The sequence below is a fragment of the Mycoplasma sp. 2704 genome, assembly GCF_034863285.1.
Taxonomy (GTDB): Bacteria; Bacillota_I; Bacilli_A; order Mycoplasmatales; family Metamycoplasmataceae; genus Mycoplasmopsis.
Genome location: NZ_JAYFFD010000001.1, coordinates 21,084 through 43,830, shown reverse-complemented (window position 1 = coordinate 43,830; position 22,747 = coordinate 21,084). Strand labels below are relative to the sequence as shown.

3 protein-coding genes are annotated in these 22,747 nt (G+C 27.9%); all 3 read right to left on the bottom strand.

The genetic code is table 4. The annotated features are described in order from the left end of the window. Positions 1-161: 161 nt before the first annotated feature. Entirely contained in the window at positions 162-1,790 is a 1,629-nt protein-coding gene (locus tag VBM90_RS00025; protein WP_323176371.1) for an IS1634 family transposase, read from the bottom strand. Positions 1,791-2,043: 253 nt separating this feature from the next. Further along, positions 2,044-11,886, bottom strand: a complete 9,843-nt coding sequence (locus VBM90_RS00020) for a lipoprotein 17-related variable surface protein (RefSeq protein WP_323176370.1) — start codon at positions 11,884-11,886, stop codon at positions 2,044-2,046. A gap of 298 nt (positions 11,887-12,184) precedes the next feature. After that, complete coding sequence (locus VBM90_RS00015) at positions 12,185-22,441, bottom strand: lipoprotein 17-related variable surface protein (RefSeq protein ID WP_323176369.1); 10,257 nt, start codon at positions 22,439-22,441, stop codon at positions 12,185-12,187. Positions 22,442-22,747: the final 306 nt, after the last annotated feature.

Here is a 22,747-nt window from a genome sequence, read left to right as displayed (position 1 = left end):
TGTTAATCAATTTCTTATTTTTTCTTTCTACCGAATACAAAGATTAACATACCAATTAATCAAGTTACAGCCGGAGTTTCCAAGTTTGAAGGTCTAAAAAACGAATATGCCTATAAATAAGACATATTCGTTTTTTATGTTTCAAAATTACACACATAAAATTAACCAATGCATGCTATAAAATCTCTATAAATTTTGATATTTTCCTGATGATGTGGATCTAAATCATTAATTATTTCTTGAATGATTTGACCATTCACTTCTTTTCTAGTGATTGTCATCATTCTTAATGAATCAACTAATAAATCAATTGATATTCTTTGAATTTCGCCGTTGTTTTCGTAATATTTTTTCAACTTGTAAAGACAGTATTTAATAGTAACTAATGCTAAAAAACATAATAAAACATGAGCTAAAATATGATTTTCTTTATGAACATATACCGGTCTAATTTGTAAGGCAGATTTTAACATTCTAAAATTGTCTTCAACTTTTCACTGTTGCTTGTAAATCTCGTTTGCTTTTTCAGCTGTTAAGTCCATAATGTTGGTTTCAATCATATAAAAACCATCTTGATCAGCTATTTTTCTGATCTTTTCATAATTTAATTTGGCTGTTGTTTTTCCTTCAACATCCATATATTTTTTCTTATATTCAGGAACAAGATCACTTAAGCAAATTTCACGATTTGTTGATTTTTTGTCTATTTTTGTTAAGAAATTTAATCTTTTAAGTTTATCAAGTGTTTGTTTCGCAGGGCTAAAGTAAACAATTTGCTTTCTCATTTGTCCATTAAATCTCTTCTTATTTCAAATCGAATCAACGTATCTTTCTTTTGAAAAGATTTGATTGTCAAACATATAGTCTTTATCTTTCACAATAAATCTTCTGCTTTCTTCATTTAATGTGTCAATTCTTTTTTGGAAAATATATCTAAAACCTCTTTGTTCTAAAAAACGTAAGTTAGCATTGTTATTTATACCTCTATCAGCAACAATTACTGGATTCGAAATACCATAAAGTTTTTTCATTTCTACAAGAAAATCAATCATTGTTTTGCAATCTGCTGTGTTTCCTGGGAAAACTTTATAGTGAAGGGGAATACCATTACTATCAACTGCCATAGCAATTACAATTTGCTCTTCATCATGCTTGCCGTCTTTCGAAAATCCTCTTTGTCTAACTCCCTCCCTTGTAAAACTTTCAAAATAAACAGTTGTGTTGTCAAAGTGCATAATATTGTTTTTTCTATTGGTTAATTCATTCATTTTGTTAAATAAATTTTTCAAAATTGCGTTTTTATTCTCCAAAACAGTGTCAAGATAGTTGTAAATTGAAGATTTTTGTACATCAACTTTGTTGATGAAGTCATTCTTGTTTTTAAACTGTGAAGAATAACTTCTTGGCAAAATGATACGAGTCCCAATAACAAAATCAAGAACTTCTTCCAATGATTTATGTCTGTTTTCCGTTAAAACGCTAAATAAATCCAGTTCCTTAATCACTTTGTAAATCAAATCAATACCAATATTTTGAACACTTGTTTTTACAGAAGTTGGAGCTAATAGTTCAAAAAAATGTGCTTTAGCATCTTTTTTGTCTAGATTAACATCAATTTTAGCTGCAATCGGTCTTATATCCTCAATTTTTGATAAATTGTATTTTTCTTTTAAGTCTTCTCAATAACCTAAACCTACTTGGCTTCCATAACCTTTTTTAAAACCTTTTGAAATTGCTAAGACTAAATAGTATTTTCCGTTTTGTTTTTTTCTGCATAAGTTGTATTTCATACTCTTTATTATACCATTTTATGTGTGTAATGTAAGTAAAAAAATAAAATTTCTTTTGCTTCATATATCTATAGATATATGGATTAAAAAACGACCCTTAAAAAAGGTCAAACTTGGAAACTCGGGTTAACATTTATGAAATTTTTAAAGATTTTTGTGAAATTTTTTGGTTTTTAAAAAAATACAAAAAATCAGCACTATTTTTATCTAGTACTGATTGATTTTGATTGTTTATTAATTGTTAATTAATTTCTTATTTTTTCTTTCTACCGAAAACAAAGATTAACATACCAATTAATCAAGTTACAGCTGAAACAGCTACAATGTATGGTCAGATTAAGATCGGTGATGCTTCTTTTAATCTTTTATCAATAGTTGTTTGTTTAACTACATCTTCGTTATTATGAGAGTTAAGATTATTTAAAATTTCATCTGAATCAGCAATTGCTTTGTTAATTGCATCTTGTTTAGCTTTAGTTAATTTTTCAAATTTCTTAGATTTGGTTAAATCCACTAAATCATTTTTAGCTTTAGCCAATTCTTCAGCATCAACATATAATTGAGTAATTTGATTATGTTTATTATCAAATTCTGTGCTTGTAGCATTATTATCTAAAATGTTATTGATTAATGTTGATTTGGTTGTGTCATTAAGCACGTCGCTCTCTTTAACTTGTTGAATTAATTTGTCTTTAGTTTTAACGTTATTTAAGTTATTTACAAAGCTTGAATCATTAGCTAAATTCAATGTTTCGCTAATTAATTTATCTCTAGTTTCATCAGAAATTTTGTTGTCTTTAGCTTCTTGATGTAATTGATCAATTAAGTCTAATCTAGCTTTTTCATTGTCTAACTTATTAGTAAATTCTTCGCTTGTTTCATCTAATTCTCTAATGTTTTGAGAAATTGAATCTTTTTGTTCTTGTGTCAAGTTTGGATTTTGCCTAATTTGATCAATTGCTTCTTGTTTCTTATCAATGTTTTTAGCTATTTCATTGTAATTTTGTTCAGTTGGATTGTTAGATAAAACATCTTCAACTAATTTAGCTTTATCATTGTCACTTAAAGCTTGATCATTATTAATTTTGCTTAATTTATTTAATTGATCTTTGATGTTGTCAAAGCTTACTAAAGCATTTTCGCTATTAGCATTAATTGGGTCTAATTCAGCAATTAATGCATCTTTTTGAGCTTGTGGCAAGTCTGATTGGTTAATTTGTTCGTAAAGTTTTGCTTTTTTATCGACATTACTAATTTGATAATCAAGACTTGATTTGGTTTGATTGTTATCTAAGTCAATAATTTCATCAACTAGATTTGCTTTATTTTCTTTAGTTAACTCATCATTTGCTTTAATTTGTTCAATTGCTTTAACTTTAGCTGAAATATTATCTGCTTCAGTAGCAAAATTATCTGAATCTTTTGCTAAGTTATGAACTTGATCAATTAAAGCTTCTTTAGTATTTTCATCTAAATTAGGGTTTTGTTTAATTTGATCAATTAAATTCAATTTAGATTCAATGTTATTTAATTTATCAGTTAATTTACTGTCATCATGAGACACATTAATTACTTCATTTACTAATTTGTTTTTGTCTTCATCGCTAATGTGTTCATTAGTTTGAATTTTTTCAATTAATTTAGCTTTTTGATCAATTTTAGCAATTTGATCAACCAAATCAGATTGTTTATTGTTTAAGTTAGCAACCTCATCAATTAATTGTGCTTTTTGATCATCAGTTAAGTTAGGATTGCTTCTGATTTCTTTAATTTTATTTTCTTTAAGTTCTTCATTAGCTAATTGATCAGCGAATGTTTTATCTCTAGGGTCCAATTGACTGATATTATCACTTAATTTTGCTTTATCTTCAGTGTTTATTTGAGAGTCATCAGTAGCGTTAATTCTTTCATAAGCTTTTTCTTTAGCTTTAATGTTGTTTAATGTATCAACATATGAATTTTTATTAGCTTCGCTATTTAATTTTTCATCAACATTAGCTTTTTCAATATCCTCAATTAAATCTGCTTTTTGTTCAGGTGTTAAATTAGCATTGTTTTTAACATCATTAATTAAGTCTGCTTTATTAACGATTTTATTTAAATTGTCTTTGAAGTTTTGAACTTCATCAGCATTATCTGAATTAGAAGGAATAGCTAAGTCTTTAATTTGATCTATTAAAGCTTGTTTTTCAGCAGGAGTCAAATTTTTATTTTCATTAACTTTTTCAATCGCTTTTTCTTTAGCATATTCAAAGTTTTTATCACCGTCAAGCGCATTTTTAGCATCAATTAAAGCTTTTTGTAATTCTAATACTTTAGCAACGTCTGCATTAGCACCTTGTTTACTAATTAATTCATCAACTTTAGCTTTAGCTTCGTCGTAGTTAGTTTTTGGTTCTTGTGAAGCTGCGACATATTTAGGATTATCTGGTTGAGTTAATTCATCATTAATTGCCTTAGCAGTTTCTTTTAATTGACCCATAGCATTATTTAATGTTTGAGCCTTATCAACCACTTTATCAACATTAGCTAACAATTTAGCTTTATCAACTTCTTCAATTAAAGCTGTTTTTTGAGCGTCATTAAGATGTTCAAGACCATTAATTAAGTTTCTTGCTTCAGCTTTTTTGTTATTGATTTTTTCATCACCGTCAAGGTTTTGAGCGGCAACATTTAATTTTTCAATTAATGAATCTATGTTCTCAACACTTAATTCAGCGCTTCCATTTTCTTTATCAGCTAAATTGCTTGCATCATTAAACGCTTTATCAAATTCACGCATTTTTTCTTCAGTTGCATTTTTGTAATCAACACTATTAGGTGTGTCTTGATTGTCTGCAACTGCTTGTTTAAGCTCAACCATTTTTCCATCTAATGCTTGTGCCTCTTCAGTTACAGCTCTAACATCTTCAGGAGTTGTAGCTTTATCAACTTTAGCAATTAAAGCTAATTTTTGAGCATCATTAATGTTTTCTAAAGCATTAATTTTAGCAATTTCTTCAGCTCTAACTGTTTTAATGTGTTCTTTACCATTTAAGTTATTAATTGCTTCATGAACCGCATTGATTTTTTCTGCAATCTTGTTATTGTTTAAGATGTCTTTTGTATCATCACTTGGTTCGTTTAAAGCTGTTTCATAGTCTTTTAAGGCTTTAATAGCATCATCATATGCTTTTCTTAAATCTTCTTCTGAACCTGTGTAATTAATATCGCTTTTAATCTTAGTTTCGTTGTTTAAGTATTGATCAAGTGTAACCATTGTACCATTAACCAAAGCATTATTTGCATCAACTGTATTTACATCGTCAACTGAATTTTGCTCATTGATTTTAGCAATTGCTTCTGCTTTTTGTTGAGCAGTTAAATTGTTATAAATCGGGTTTTCACCATTAGTTTTAGCAATAGCATTTTGTTTAGCTTGAGCAACTTTTTCATCACCATTTAAGCCATTGATTGCGTTATTTAGTTCAGCGATTTTAGCATTAATTTGCTCAACACTTAAATTAGTTCCATTGTCGCCTAAATCTTTAGCTCTAATTGCTACTTGATTATTGTATTTAACTTGACGATCTTCATCAGCTTCAACATAATCAACACTTGTTTTATCAACTTCGGCAATATCTTTGTAAGCTTTCATTTTGTTATCAATTGCTTTAGCTTTTTCAACAATATTATTAGCTTCACTTGCTTGGTTATTTTTGATTTCTTCAGTTAAGGATGATTTTTGAGCTGGATTTAAGTTAGTTAAATTATTAATTGTTTTAATAGCTTGTGCTTTAGCTGTTTCATCAGCTTTGGCTTGATCTAAAAGATTTTTAACATTAATAGCAAAATCTTCATTTGTATTATCTAATGTGGCAGCATTTATTTTAGCAATATATGTATCTTGTTCAGCTTTATTTAAATTTTCTAATTTGGCTAATTCATCTTTGGCATTGGTTTGTGCATATTTAAGAGCCTTGTCATAAACAGCTTGTGTTTCTTCTTGTGTTGGAACTTTTGGTAATTTTTCTATTTCAGCTATTAATAATCCTTTTTGGTTTTCGTTTAGACTTGGGAAATGATTCTTAATGTCATTTCTTAATACTTCTCTATTTCCATCAAGTGCTTCATCAGCAGTTTTTAAGGCTTCTTTACTTTGGTTTGCTTCATTAGCTAAACCATTTAATGAATCAGCAGTTGTATTGCTTAAATCTTTAGCTTTTAATTCTGCTAATTTAGCTTTAGCATTTTCCAAGGCTTGATCAACAGCTTCTTTTCTGTCTTGGGCATCGTTGGTATAAATACTTGTTGCAACTTTAGCTTCTGTAGAACTAATTTGTTTTTCTAAGTCGCCAAGATCTAAGTTTAATTTTTGAGCTTTTTCTAAGATTTTTTGCGCATCTTCTTCATCAGTAGCATTATTTAATAAGTCTTTAATGTTATCTTTTTGATCTTCTGATAAATTATCAAGTTTATCAACTGCTTTAGCTTTTTTGTTTTTGTTTTCTTCGCCATCAAGTGCGTTGTAAGCTTTTTCTAATTCTTTTAATGCTTGATCAATTGTTGCTTTATCTGTGTTTTGGCTTAATAATTCTTTAATTTTTGCTAATTCAGCATCGTAATTAGCTTTAACATCATGAGAAGCAAATTGATAGTTATCTAAAGTTTTGTCTGCTGAATAAGCATCATCATTTAATTCTAAATTAGCATTTTCTGTTAATGATTTTAGTTCGTTTAAAATGGTTACTTTAGCATTTGTCATTGCTTGATCTAAATTATTAGCTTTTTCTTTAATGGCTTCAATTATATCAACATTTGAATTGGTAATTTCTGCAACTAATGCATCTTTTTGAGCTTGATTTAAATCATTTAATTGTTTAATATGTTTAATTGCTTGTTCTTTAGCATTATTGTCTGCCTGAGCAGCTTGAATAATAGTTAATAAATTAGCATCTGGTGAAGCAATTGTTGCTTTTTGAGCATTATCCAGTTGTTGTTTGTATTTAGTTTGTTCATCATTGCTTAAGTTTGCTAAAGCAGCTACAATTTCATTAGCTTTTGCTTTAGTTCCGGCAAAAGCAGAGCTGAGTATTTCATCAACTTTGCTTTGGTCTGGATTATTTTGATCCAAAGTTTCAATTTGTGTTAAGAATCTTTGTTTATCAATTAATAAACTATTGTCATAGTTATTAATTTCATCTCTTAAAATTTGTCTTTTGCCATCTAATTTTTCAATTTCATCATTTAATTTTTTTGTTTCATTAACAACGTTTGTGTTAATTTGCGTTAATTTATCTAAACTATCTATGTTGGCAAAATTGTCTTGTTTAAAGTTATTTAAGGTTTTTTCTGCTGCGCTAATTGCCTTATCAAACGCAGTGTGTTTAGCTTTTGTATCATTCGTATAAATATCTTTAGCTTGTTTAGCTTTAGCTTCTGTTATTTTGTCAATTAAAGCTTGTAGATTGGCATTTAATTTTTCTGCTTCTTGGTAAATTTTATCAGCTTGCTTAGCTGAAGAAGCGTTGTTAATTAATTCTTTAATTTTAGCTTTTTGATTAGCACTTAAATTACCTAATTGATCTATTTTATTGTTTAATTCACTAACTTTGTTATTACCATTTAAAGCATTGTAAGTGGCTTGAAGATCACTCAATGTTTTTTCAACTTTTTGAAGATCTCCGTTTGTGCCTGTTTTTTTATTTAATAATGCTTGCGCAACTGACAAAGCAGTATCATAAGCTTGTTTTAAGTCATCGCTTGCTAATTTATATATAACATTAGTTTTTTCATCACTATTTTGATTGTCATTTAATGAACCATTATTAGTTAAAACTTTTAATTGATCAACAACAGTTGTGCTCAAAGCGCCCATTTTGTCATTTAAAACACTAGCATTATTAAACATTTGCTCGGAAGTTTGTTTGTCAGTAGCATTTCTAATTTGATCAGCTATTCTGTAAGCTTGAATGTCATTTAAATTAAGATACGTTGTAGCAACCTTATTAGCAATTTCATATTTTTCAACTTTAATTGTTAATTGATTTAATTTTTGAACTGTTTGCTCTTGTGCGTTTGCTTCATTTGAGAATGATGCTTGTTCTTGCTTGGTCAATAATTGACTATTGTTGATTTTTGCTAAAACTTCACGTCTTTTCTTTTCTAAAGTAGTTAAAAAGCAGTTTAAAACAATTGAATTTGTATCGCTTGAAACTTGGTCATTTAAGTTGGCAATACTTGATTGAAGTGCATAATCAACTGTAATTGTGCCGTTTTCGTCATTTTTAGTAATATTGTTTATTTTTACTAATGCATTTTGATTGTTTAAAGCACCAAAAACAATTTCATTATCTTGAATTTCAGAAGGTAACCTGTTTGCTTGATTGCTAATTGAATTGTTTGAAACTGTTAATGTGTTCTTTTTAATATTAGCAACCAATTCATTTAATCTTTCAACTTCTGTTTTAAAGTTGTTTACTGTTGCTTGTCTTTGTTCAGTTTCAATATCATTAATTCTTTTTGACTTAATTACATAATCAAAAGTTAATGTTCCAGTCTTATCATCAACAACAAATGAATTGTCTTTAAGAACAATTTCATCGGTTTTATCATTAATTCCATTTACATCAATATATTGAGCAAAGTTTTCTTTAGTAATTTCACGAGCCAATACCGATTTAGCTGTTTTAAGGGCAAATGTAGCATTTAAATCATCGATTCTTTGTTTTTCTTGAACTCTATCAGCAGCAAAACCAGTAATTCAATTAGATGTTGTTTCATCACTTTGAATAGTCGTGTTATATAAGTTTTTAGTTGATTTTACAACAAAATTTAATTTTGCTCTACCGCTATCATCTAATTGCTCTTTTTGAGCTATTGCTTTAATTTCCACAATTGCGTCTGTTAAAGTATCAATTGGATAGAATTTGACTAATTGAGCATCTCTAACCAAGGTATTTGATTTTGTTTTATTATTAGCTTGATCATAACCAAATTTATTTTCATCAGAAGCTAATGCTTTAGTCATTCCATTAATTCTATTTTGTTCTTTAGCTAAGTTTAATGTTTTAGTGAAATCACTATCATTTTTATAAACTACATTTAATTTATTTGTATCTAAATTTGTATCAATTAATTTGTCGATTTCGCCTTTAAAAGTTTGTTTTTGAGCATCTGATAAGTTTTGTAAGGATTTAATTTGCGCTTTAACAGCACTAGCAGATTCTTTATAAACTGCATTAGAAATTTGCAATAAGTAACCATTAATTTCGTTTTGATCAGGTTTAGTTAAAACAAATTCTTGGTTGGCATTTGTTGCAAAATTATGACGATTGCCATATTCTGTCTCAGCAACATTTATTTTGCTAATTTTTCCAAATCAATTTGTTAAAGCGCTTGATTCGTTAGCAATGTCGTAGTATTTCTTAGCATCGATATAAACATACTTTTTAAATTCTTCAGCTAATTTACCACCATTGCCAAAAATGTTGTCTAATGAAGTAACTAAGTTGTTAAAACCTGTTAAGTAATTTTGTTTTAAGTTGGCACTTAATAAATTAGTTTCTGAAGCAAAAACATTATTTGCTTTATTATTTTCATTGTCTGACCCAATTAATTGATTCATTAATTTTGTTCAAGCTGGTTCATTAACATTACTAAATTGTTCTCTAGCGTTTTGGCCATCTCAAACATAAGAAGTGTTAGCTTGATTTTTGTCAATTAATGTACTGCCACCTGTAAATAAATCACTTGTTTTGATTGTGTCTAATTCTTGATTAAATGTTTTGGTTTTAGTGTAAATGTCATTAGCTAAACTAACAGCTTTTTCTAGTTTTTGAATATCGCCTAAATAGTCATATTTTCAGTTTGCTTTTCAAGCGTTTGCTAGTGTTGTGCTTGATTGACCTTGATCATTTTTAACTTGAATATTTACAAAATCATTTAAAGCTTTATTTTTAATTTTTTCAATAAAGGTTTTAATTTGTTGTTTGTTGTATTCAGAATCGGCGATTACTGCGTAATTGTTAATTTTATCTTCTAATGCTTTTAAGTTTTTTAAACCATTTGGAGTGCCAAAGTTCGCTCCTTTTCAAATTGCTAGGGTTGATTGAAGATTGTTATAGCTAACAGTTGTTGGAGCATTTGATCTATCAAATAATTTTTCGCTTTGATTAAATTCATTACTCTTGTAAGCAGCATCTTGTCAATAAGAAAATTTGCGAGAATCAATATTATTTTTGTAAGCAGGAGTTGAAAATAAATAATCCAACTTTTTAGTTCCATCATAGTCATCAACTGTTACTTTTTCATCGCTTGAAGCATAATTAACTGTTTCAAAGAACTTTTCTTCAATTTGTTTTTGCAAGTCATCATATGCCTTAACATAAGCAATTCATTCATTAAGATTTCTCTTGCCTGTTCCACCTGGTAAGTTGTAATCTTGATCTATTTGCTTTTCTAAATCTGCCATTAATTGTGCTTTTTGAAGATTCGTTAGTCATTTAGATTCTTTGATTGTTGCAATAACAGTACCATAATCAGTTAATGATCAAACAATGTTTGAATTTATGTTGGCTTCGCTTGAAAAGTTATTACGGTCGCTTAATGTGAATCTACCATTATTATTAGCAAATTTTCAATATTTTTTGCTTTTTTCATCTTGTTTAATAACTAATTCAATGTTAGATGCTTGTCAAGTAGAAGGTGTGGTTGATGCAGAATCAACGTTATCAATATCAATAGATTCTTGAATAACTGCTTTATTAGTAAAAGGTTTACTAAAATCAGAATAGTTGCTAATATTGTTTCTATTAATTTTTACAACTGAATTACTGTCATTTAAATTTTTAGAACTATTTAGTTGTGTATTAACTAAATAAAATTCTGCTTGTGGGGCGTTTAAATCTAAAGTATTAAATGATTTTTTAACTCTATCATCATATTCTTCTTTAATAATCAAATTGGTGTTTCTTCAAAAACTAGGTTTTTGCATAGAAAATTTTTGCAATAAGCTTTGATTATCATAACGATAGGCTTGAGTTGTTCCAAAAAACGATCTTGTTGTAGAGTTGAAATCGTTTGTAGTTGTACCATCCGAATTTATGTTAAATCTAACATCAAATTCTAATACCACTTCTTGTGGTCTAGCTTGTGTACCGCGACCTGAAGCAAAGTAAAAATAACCACCAAGACTATTACGAATTGTGATTCAACCATCTGATTTAGCAAAACTTGCAGCATCATTATATAAACCATTGTCAGGTTTATATAGTGCATATTTGTTTAAAAACGCTGCTCCATTAAAGCTAAAAATATCATGAACAATATCAGTTGTTCCCCAATCACTATTATCAGATCAACTTGTGTTTTTTGCTCCTGTTAAAGGATTTTCTGTGTAAAAAGCATTGTATCTACTTGAAAATTGTTTTGAAACGCTTTCTTCGCTTGTGCCGTCTGTAGTGGTAGTGTTTGAAATAACTGTAGGAGAAACGGTGGTACGACTAGTATAACTAAATGAGAAAGGGTCAATTGTTACGGTTTCGTGTCTTTCTAATTTAGGGCTTGTTTTATATTTTGATTTTCTCGCGTCATAAATTTTTACATCAATGTTGCTTGCCAAAACAATATCTTTAGAAAATCAAAAACCACCAGAAAAATAATTCTCGGGAATAAGCATTGAATCTTGGTCTTGATAAGCTCTCATCGACAAGTATCTAAGTCTAATTTTCTTAACGAAATTAGGATTTAAAGCGTTTGCGGAATCATCACTTGGATTTCAAATTGTTTTTTGTCCAGCGCTATTTTGTAATTCAACCCATCGACCATTTTCATAAATTTCCATAATTGTTTCAGGTTTTAAAGGGTCATCATTCTTTGGAAATCATGTTCGATCCACTTTTCCTCAAACTTCTTTGTTCCATGAACCTGTTTCATATTTTTCTACTGCTGTATTAGCGTTTCTTGTGGTTGTTGAAAAAATATTTATTTGGTCATAGTCACCTGTTTCGGCTTCTTTGTTATCAACTCTTATCAATGCTGATGGTAAAAATAGCAACAAAGGACTTGTTGTTACTCCAATTGTTAAAAATTTCTTTATTAATTTTTTATTTGCCATATTCTTCTCTCTTCTTAAATTAAAAATTTATAATTAAATTTACAATTCTAAATTAAATTTAATAATTACCGTTATATATACATTAAATATTTAAGTTTAATTATTAAAATTTTTAATTATTTTACATTATATATGTAAAAAAAAAAAAAAACTAGGACAAGAAAAGTAGACAGAAAAATAAAAAACTGTCTACTTTTCTTGTCCTAGTTTAATTGCACAAAATGTACAAAAAAATCAGCACCAAGCAAATTTGGTACTGATTAATTGACTAATTTTCTTGTTAATTATTACTTAACAATTATTTTTTCTTACCAAATATAAAGATAGCCATTCCCAATAATCAAGTTGCTACTGAAGCAGCTACAAAGTATGGTCAGATTAAGATTGGTGAGTTGTCTTTTAATCCTTTAGTAATAGCTGTTGTAAGCACATTTAATCCCTCAATATCTCCAGCCTTAGAAACTAATTGTTTAATGTTTTTAAGGTCTGTTGAGTTAAGTTTTTTCTTAGCTTTTGTAGATGTTTCAAAGTAATTGTGTTTAATTACAGCGTTTGCTAAAGTATCGATATTTGCAAGGTCTGAAGCGTCAGCTAATTCTTCAAAGTTATTTCTTGATTTGTTTGTTGTGATTGAATCAACTAAATCAAGTAAGTTTTGAGCTTTAGCAATAGCAGCTTCTCCATTTGTATCTGAGAATGCTTTTGAATTAAATTCATTAATTGCTTTAACAACATTTTCTCTATGTTTGTTTGAAACATCTGTTCCGTATGTACTTTGTAAGTATTGGTTCGTTAAATCGTTTAATTCATCTACTTTTTTATCGTAGATAGCTTTGTTTAAAGCTTTAGCGTCTTCGATAGCTTTTGCTAATGATTCACCATCTGTAGCGTTTTTAATAGCTTCAGAAGCTTTGAATTTTTCTGAATCTGATAAGTATGAAAGTTTATCAAGTTCTTTAAGAGCTTCTTCTTTAGCAGCATCTAAGTTTTCACTTCCATCAAGAGCAGCAGTTGCGTTGTTTAAATTATTTGTTAAATCAACGATGTTATCTACTGGCTTATTAAAGTTAGTAATATCTTTAATTGCTTCTACATCTGCTTTAGCTTCATCAAAGTTAGCTTTTGGTTGTTCTGAAGCTTTTGTGTAAGCAATTGTTTTTTGTGCTTTAGAAGCTTTATCTAGAGCTTCTTTAGCATTATTCATTAAAGTAGCATTGTTTACAATGTTATTTACATCTACAATAGCTTCTTTAGCATTAATATCAGATTTGGCAGTATCTTTTTGTGTTTTTGATAAGTAACTTAACTTATCAATAGCAGTAATAGCATCTGCTTTAGCTTTTGCTAAGTTTGAATCTCCGTTTAATGCTTTGTGAGCATCTTTAAGAGTTTGCACTTTATCTTGTAAGTTTTCTACAGCATTCTCAAAGTCTTCTTTGCTTTCTAATGAATTTAAATTATCCAATGCTGTAGTTAATGCATTTTGTTTGTCTGCATCAGCTTCTTTGAATTGAACTTTTTCTTTAACTGGGGCAATGTCTTTAATTGTTCCTAGAGCAGCATCAACTGCTGTTGTGTTTGTAACAATGTTATTTACATTGTCAATTGTGTTTTGTTCTTCAACTTTAGCTTTAGCAGCATCTTTTTGTGTTTCTGAGATGTTTTGTAATGCATTAATAGTTTTCTTAGCTTCTTTTTTATGCTTGTCTAATTCAGTTAAGAAACCACTTAAAGTAATAGTTTTAGATTGTTCTGATTCAATATCAGTTAAGTTTTCTTTAGTTGAAGCAATTTTATATTTAAAGGTAATTGAACCATCGGTATCATCAGCACTTAACTCAATAATTTTTAAATTAACTTGATTAATCGCTTCATTATCTAAGTTCATATCAAAATATGTACTTAAATTATTTAATACTTCATCTTTATTAGCTAATAATTCTGAAGGTAAAATTTCAGCTTGATTATCTAATTTATATTCAACATGAGATTGAATTGTATCATCTGCTAATAAATTATTAATTCTTTCTTTTTCAGTTAAAAATCCGTTAATAGTGAATTCTTTATCATCAACATGAATGTCATTTAAACCGTCTCTTGTTGAATAAATGCTATAAGTACCGCTTAAAGTACCATTTCTATCATCACGAGTTTTATTACTAATTGTAATATTTGTGGTTTTAACGTCATTTTCATTTAAATTACCGATAGTAATTTCAGTATCTGAAGCTTGTTTTTGATTTTTACCACTAACACTATTATTAAAATCAAAAACTAAACCTTCTAATCTTTGTAATTCAGTTTTGAAACCGCTTAATTTATTAGTATTAGCACTTCTTGTTTCATTAACAACAATTTCTGCACCTTCTAAACCTGGTTTAGTTGATTGCAAGGTATAACTTACTTTGATATATCCTTCACGATCATCACGTTCAGTAATAGTTAATGAATTTTCTTTAACTTTAATTTGAATTTGTTCTAAAGTTTCATTATTCTTTAATTTAACAATTACTTTTGAATCAATTACATCATTTTTATTATAAAGAGGTAAGTATTGATCACGATTTGTAAAATCAAGCACAATTTTTGGTAAGAAGTCTTCAATTCTTCTTTTCTCTTCTTCAGTATTTGTTAAGAAGCCAGCAAAATTAACAGGAGTTGATTCTTTAGAAATTACTTGTTGTTCTTTGAATGTTTCTTTTCAATTGCTTACTAATTTTTTCAAATCAGTTTGATCAGTATTTACTTGTCTATTTGAAATTAATTTGTATTTAACTCCAATTTCACCCGTATTATCATTTGCATCTGTTAGAAGTAAATCAGAGCTATGATCGCTTGTATTGTCGGCATTTTCTTTAATTGAAGCACTAAAATCATCTTTATTTAAAGTTGAAGCTTTTTGAGTCGCTTTATTAACGGTGTTATTTAATGAAATATTATATGGATTTGTATCAACTAATTTATTTAATCTAGTAGATTCTGTTTCAAATCCACTAATAATAATTTCTTTAGTATCAGAAACTACAGAATCAAAGTCTGGTTTAGTTGATTTAATTTGGAAACTTAAACGAATTTCACCAGTTAAATCATTGTAACCAACAATTTCTTGATTAATAAATTCATAATTATCTTTATTAAGAGTATCTCAAGTTCAATTAGTGGTTGCATTTGTTAAACTTGAAGCTTGTTCATTTGCTTTATTTGGATAATCAATACGATAAAGAACACCATTTTCAGCTTTGTCACTAAAATCAATAGAATCTAATCTTTCTTTTTCTTTTTGCGCTAAAGTTTTAAAGCCACTTAAAGTACCTGATTTGTTATATTGGTCGCTTGAAGTTACAGTGTCCAAGTTTTGTGAATGAACTGTACCTCTATTAGAAATAATTTGTCAAGTATAACTAATTTCACCTGTGTTATCATTAGCTGATTTCTCTACTACTTTTAAGTTATAGCTTGTATCTTGATTAGTTGCTAATTTATTTAAAATTAAGTCTTTTGATAATTGTGATGCCGTTCATTTATTATATTTGTCACTTGCGATATTTTTAATTCCAGCTTCAATTGCTAAGTTTTGGATAATTTCATCAAGACGCATTTGCTCAGTTTTAAAGCCTTTAATTTGTGCGTATTTATTAGCTGAAGTTACATCTTGATAAATTTCATCGCTTTTTTCAGAAACTAAATGGTATTGGATTCTAATAGAACCTTCAATTTCGTGTCTTGTATCAATACTATCAATTACAACTCTAGCTTCTGGATTAGTTTCTTTAATAGTTGCAATTACTTTTTTAATATCTGCATCTGAAGGTAAGGTTGTAATTTTCTTGTCATAATCTAATGTAACAGTTAAATTATTTAAACGTTCTTTTTCTGCTTCACGATCAATTTTATCTTGCTCTGCCTTAGTTCTGAAACCAGATACACTAATAGAACCTAAGGCAGTATTATCTGAAACAGGTGTTACAAAAGGAGCATTAGGATCAACTTCTCAATTAGAAATTAATTCAGCTTGAGTTTTGGTTGATCTAAGTTCGGCTTCAATATTAACAGTTCCTGCAGCATCATCTACACTTTCTTTAGAAACATTAATTAATTCAGCTTTATTTTCATTGCTTTGAGTATAGTAGAAATTACTTAAATCATCATTATCATCTACTGCTTTTGAAGGTATTGATAATGATTTTTGTGGATAATCAACATTAATATTTTGATTATACATCTCTTGACGTAAATTATTTAATCTACCTTTTTCAGTTAAATAATTATTAATAATAATTTCTTTTGGTTCTGAAACTACATCTTGACCGTTTTTGTTACTAATAACTTTAAATTGAACTTTTAAAGCCCCAATTACATCATTATAACCAATTACATTAGTGATGCTAATTCTTTCGTTAGCGTGATTATCTGGAGTTTTGAAAGCTAAGTTAATTTCATTATGCTTAGAAGCATCATTGAAAGCAGAAGCTAATTTAGTTGCATCACCTAAACCAACAAATTCATCATTGGTGTAAGCATCAATTATTTCTTTTTCTCTATCAATTGGGCTTTGGAAACCACCGATAGTAATTTCTTTAGTTACACTTGAAGTAACGTCACTTAAATTATCTTTAGTAGAAGTTAAATTATAAGTAACAATTACTTGTTGATTATTGTTTGGATCTACTTTTACATCAGTAATTGCGATTTTAGCTTTCGAATTACTTAATAATGTTTGGTTTGGACTCAACATTTCTTTTTTTACTTCTGAAGCTAAAACTTTATTTTTAGCTTTTTCTCCAGCATAAGTAATTTCTTTAGTGATTGTTTTGTCATTGATTACTTTGTCTAATCTTTGACTTTCAGTTAAAGTATTAAAAGTAGCAGTTCTTGCCTCAGTAGAAACAATATCGTCTAAATTGGTTCTTTTTGATTTAATCTTGTATTCAACGGTAAATGCTCCAGTTTTATCATTAATAGAATTTGAAACAATTTCAACTTCATAAGCTTGATCATTTTCACTTGCAGCAAAAATAATATCACTTGGTTCTATTTCAGAAGCAGTTTTATTTAATTTAGCGTTTTCACTTAAAGTAGGTTGATAACTAAGAGCATCAATTCTTTCTTGCTCGGTTTTATATTTATCATTAGTTGCTGATTTAAAAGTATAAGTTTTAACTGCAGTTTCTGCGTTAGTTAAATTCGCTTTAGTTGATCTTAATTTATATGAAATAGTTACATTTCCACTTCGATCATCTTTATTAGTAACAGTTAAATCAACTACTTTAGCTTCACTGTTTTCAGGTAAATTAACTGCTAAAGCACTATTAATGTTAGTAGCAGAAATTTCAGAAGGCATTAATTCTGAATTTTTATTTTGATATGAAACTTCTAATTCGTTTAAACGATTAATTTCTTCAAGATTATTAGTTAAATAACCTGAAAACTTTGCAGTGTTAGATTGTTTAGATTTAATAGGATCCGAATTATTAACAGCAGGTTCTCAATTATCTGAAACTAAATTATCTCTAGTTGAAATTAATGTATAAGCTACTCCAATTTCCCCTGTATCATCGTTTGAATTTAATGTTAAATTAGAATCGATTTTAACATTTTGATTAGTAAGAGAATCTGGAACATTAGTAACAAAATCAGCTGATGTTAAATCAGAAGGTTTGTTGTTTGTTGTTCCTGATTTTTGACTAATTACAGAAGTAGGAGAAGTATTTTTAATTAACTCATTAATTCTATCTAATTCAGTTTTAAAATCAGAAATAGTTACAAATTTTTCTTCTGATTTAATAGTTTTAAGATTTTCTTTAGTTGATTGTAATTTGAAACCTAATTTAATTTGTCCAGTAATATCGTTATAAGCAACAATTCTTTTATCAACGAAGGTATATTGAGCATCTGCTTCTGGACTTCAAGTTCACTTACTGCTATCTAAATCTTCTATTGTAACTTTAGAAGCTAAAATTTCAGATTTATCACTTCTATCAATTGAATAACCATTTAAGCCATCTAATCTAGTTTTTTCACCATTTTTAAATCCAGTAATTGTTACACTATTGGTATCAGATTGTGGAGCAGTATAAGTAATATTTTTTAAATCATTATCACTTCTTCAGAATAAATCTTCTTTAGATTTAGTTGAAGTTAAAGTGAAGTTTAAAGCGCTTTTACCATAATCAGATTCTGGATTAATGTTTGTGATACCAAAAGTTAATTTGTCATTTGTTGCATTTGAATATGAATAATTAGCTTTAGTTGCAGCAGTTGTTGAATCGGCTAATTCATTTGCAGCTGTAAAATTAAGATTAATTTTACTTGAATCTTCATTAATACTATTAGCAATAGTATTTAATCTTTGTTTTTCAGTTTGATAATTATCATTAGTATCTGCTTTAAAAGTGTAAGTTTTTACTTTAGTTTTAACATCAGTTAAATTAGCTTTAGTTGAAACTATTTCATAAGTAATTTCAAGTTTACCATCAACATCATTAGCAGCAACTACTTGTATATTTTGAATAACAGCATCTGGTTGATTGTCATTAATTTCAACAGTAAAAGGAGTTTTATCAGTAGCATAGTTTTTAGCTACATTAGTAGCAAATAAGTCTGGTTTTTTATTAGTATGGTTAATAGCTAAGTTATATAAACGAGTACTTTCATCAAGTTTAGATTTAAGTTTACTTAATTCTTCTTTTAAAGCTTTAAATTCTTTTAATGCTTTATCATAAAGTCCACTGTAATTATTTGGATCTGTTTGTTCAACTTGATTGAATTTATCTTTATTTTGGTTACCATCTGCTAATTTTAAGTTAAATGCAGTAGTTAACTTGGTAGTTAAACTATCGGCAGCATTTTTGAGTGAATCAATAGCATTTTTATAACCAACATTAGTATCTGCCACATCATTAGTTTGTCATTGGTTAATTTTTTCTATTTCTTTACCAATTGCTAGGTCTAAGGCTTTAACTTTTGTGAATTGAGCTTCTTTATCACTTTCATTAGTAATTGTATTATCAATTTCTTTTAACAATTGTTGTTTTAATTCAACTGTCATGTGTTTTAATTCATTTTGTCTTGGTAAATATGAACTAGAACCATCTAATTTAGATTTGGCATCTTCAAGATCTCTTAATAAAGTTTCAATTTCTGTGCTATCAGTAATTGTTTTAGTAGCAGAATCATCAATTACTGCTTTGGTTTGCTCAATAAATTGTTTGTACTTATCTTTTTCGCTTTGAGTTTTTTCATAAGCGTAAAGTTCATCAGTAATTTCGCCATTATTATTTGGTTTAAGTGAATCAGGTAATCCATCATAGTAATCTTTTAATGCTTTCATTTGTGTATTTAAATTAGTTGCATTTGTTTTAAATGTTTCATAATTTTTACGATTTACATAATTACTATCATTACTATCTGCAATATTTATTTGATCAATTAAACCTTGTTTTTGCTTAGCAGTTAAATTAGTTAATGAACGAATATGATCAATTAATGCTGCTTTATCATAAATTAGTTTTAAATTTGCATCATTACCAAATTGAGTAAATTCTTCACTTATTGGATTTAGTTCTGCTTCATTGATTAATTTTGAAAATTCTGTCTTATCAGTTTCAGTTAAATTAGTTAATTCATTTAATTTAGCAATTGAATTAGTTTTAGCTTTAGCAAAAATTTTATTAATTTGTTCTGCTAATTTACTATTATTTGTGCTTCAAACAGCGTCTTTAACTGCTCCATTATTACTTTCATAGTTATTTTGTAATCTTTCTAATAAAGCAGCAAATTCTTGTCTTTCAGTTTCAGTACTTTCAACAAAAATAAATGAATCAACAGCTTTTTTAGCTTGATTTTTGTTACCATCTAAAGCATTTAAACTTTCAGTTAATAAATTAAGTCCATTATCCAATTTAGTTTTGAAGTTGTTAAACTTAACATAATCAGTTAAAAAGCCTTTACTTGGATCATTTAAAAAGATTTTTTGGTATTCTGCATTGTCAAAAGCGTCAATAAATTTATTGTGTTTTTCACCATCTTCATGAGAACTTAGAGTATTTTCAGAAACAGTTTCTTTTCAATTTCCATCGGCATTTTTTAAATTATTGTTAATTCAAGTTACATAATCATTTAAATATTTACGTTTCTGAATTGCTTCAGCAACTTCTGCTTGGAATTGCTTCAATGTTTCTAAATTGGTATTTGAATTTGTTTCAATTAAGTTATCAATACCACTATTAGTTGCAGTTAATTTAAACTGATTATTGATAATGTCAATTGCTTTTTCTTTAAATAATTTAACTAAATTATCTTTTTCAGCTTGGGTTAAACTTTGGTATGCTTCAGGATAATTTTGACTAAACTCACTAGTTGCAAGATCATTAATCTTACCACTAATTGTTTTGTCATTAGCAACTTTGTATCCATCTAATTTCGCCACTTCTTGATCATAGGTTTGATGATCACGACCCAAAATATTAATTAATTTAATACCTCATTCAGTAGCAGTTTTTTGCCCTTGTGGGAGAGGCTGATCATTTTTTAAGGCATTTTTTCCAGTAGATAAATAATTGTGAAGTTCCTCTACCTTATCTTTTAAATTTTGAGTTGAAGAATAAGCAAAATTTAATTGAGAAATTAATTTATCTTCAACGTTAGATAATGCTTTATTAGTATCAGAATAATAAGTTTGATCAACTTCTGAAGCGAATTGAATCATAGGAACCATTGTTCTTAATAATCTAATGAATCTGTGCACATATTTTTGATCATCTGGGGTACTTGTGTTGTTATAATCATCAAATCAAACATCACTTTCATTCTTATTTTCACCCTTATTTTTAAATTCATTATTAATAAATTTTTGAACTAATTCACTAACTCAACCTGATAAATTAGGGAAATCTGTTTGTAACATTTGTTCAATTCTTAATCTATCAGTAATAAGAGGAGTATAGGCTAAATCATTAAAAACATAAAAACCTTGAGAATCTTTAGTTGTGTTAGCAAGTTTTGCTTCTGCAATATTTCATTGATTTTGGAAATTAGTGTCTTTAATTTTTGCTTTAATTTTGAAAGTGCTTGGATCAATATTATTAAGTGGTGAATTTAAAGTGTATTCACTATAATATTCTCTTGCATTATTTATGTTATTGTATTTTGTTCTATCTAAATCAAGTAATTTAATTTCTGTTCCATCTTTATTAGTGTAATAAAGACCTACTTCATACAATTTATTATCAATTTCATCATCTTCTCTTCTTTTAAATGATTTAGGTAAATATATGTTAGCTTCAGATGAATTAACTGTTTCTTTGATTCTAAATTTGTATTCAGTTGATTTAGTTTTTTCACTTCTTATGATAAATCCAGATTCACCTTCAAAACCAGAGTTAAATCCAACATCAAAAAGAGTGTAAGCTCCACCTAAAAAGGTTGGAACAGAAGTGTTGCCATTTCATTTAAAATTAGGATTATCAACTGTTTCAAATTCAACAACTACAACGTTGTTTGATCACCCCCTATTTCTAGCATTTGGTGCATCAATGAAAAAACTAAACATATATCCAGCATTTTTTTCTAATAAATTTCAAAAACCAATACCTTCATTATTTAATAAATCTTCATCATACAAGCCATCATTTATTAATTGTCTTGCTACTTCACCATTTTCAAATTTATTAATTTTTTTAATAGATTTATGATAGAAACCAGGTGTTCCTTTTCCAAGGGTAGTAACTTGGTCGTTAATTAATCTATTAGCAATATTTGAGCGGCTATCACGAGTTAAACCATTTTTTTCAGCAGTTGCTTGTTCTTCTGCTGTTCAAGGGTAGGCAGAATTAGTTCACAATCCTCTTAATCTAATTTCGCTATTATTGTTATATCCGGCTGCTCCAGCTGTAGAAGTATTTTCTGGATTTACTCAGTTAACAATGTTTTGTCACTTATCTTCAAAGTAAGGATTTTGAGAATAAAGCGGATTAATAAAAGTGTAATCACTTTTATTGGTTGGTAATTTAGTTCATGAAACCGGAATTTCTTTTGTTGAAACATTTGCATAATCAATAACATTAATATCAGCTGGATAAAATGAAAATTTAACGAATGAATTATCCGCTAAAATCATGTCTTGAGAAAAATAAAAACCACCTAAGTATCTGTTTTCTCTAAAATTAGCTGGTTGATCTTTATGAAAAATTAATTTTCATTTTCTACGTCTACCATTTAATGATTTATCATCAACCCAATTACCTCTTTTAGTAAATCTGTCAAAATAATTTGTATTTAAGAAATTAGGATTTCTATTATCAGTTACTGATGGATCACCAATAGTTACTAAATTTTGAGTTCCTTTATATCCATAGAATTGATACCCGTTTCCATTGTCATATGAACCATATTGACTATATCTTGTATTAGAATAAATGTCAGTATCTTCATAAAAGAAACTGTCATATTTAGTATCATTAGTATCTTTACCCATATAGATAGGAACTGAAGAAATTAAAAGTATAGATGAAGAAAGGGTAGCGCTTAAAAGCGTAAATATATTTTTTTTCTTCATAAATGAAGTCTCCTGTTAATTGTTTTAATTAAATATAAATATATACACATTAAAATAAACATAAAAATAACTCAACTCATGCAAGTTATTATTAATGATTTCGAAATACATATGAAATCATTATATATATGTATATGTATATGGATGTATTATACATCTTATAGAAGAGCTTATAGAAGAATTATAAAAAAAACAAAACGTTTTGAAAATTGCATTAATTTTAGGTATGAAATTAATTCTTGTGAAGATTCTAAACAAAAGAAATGAACTGGGGCACTGAAAGTGGAAAGAAGGGTTAATTAGACA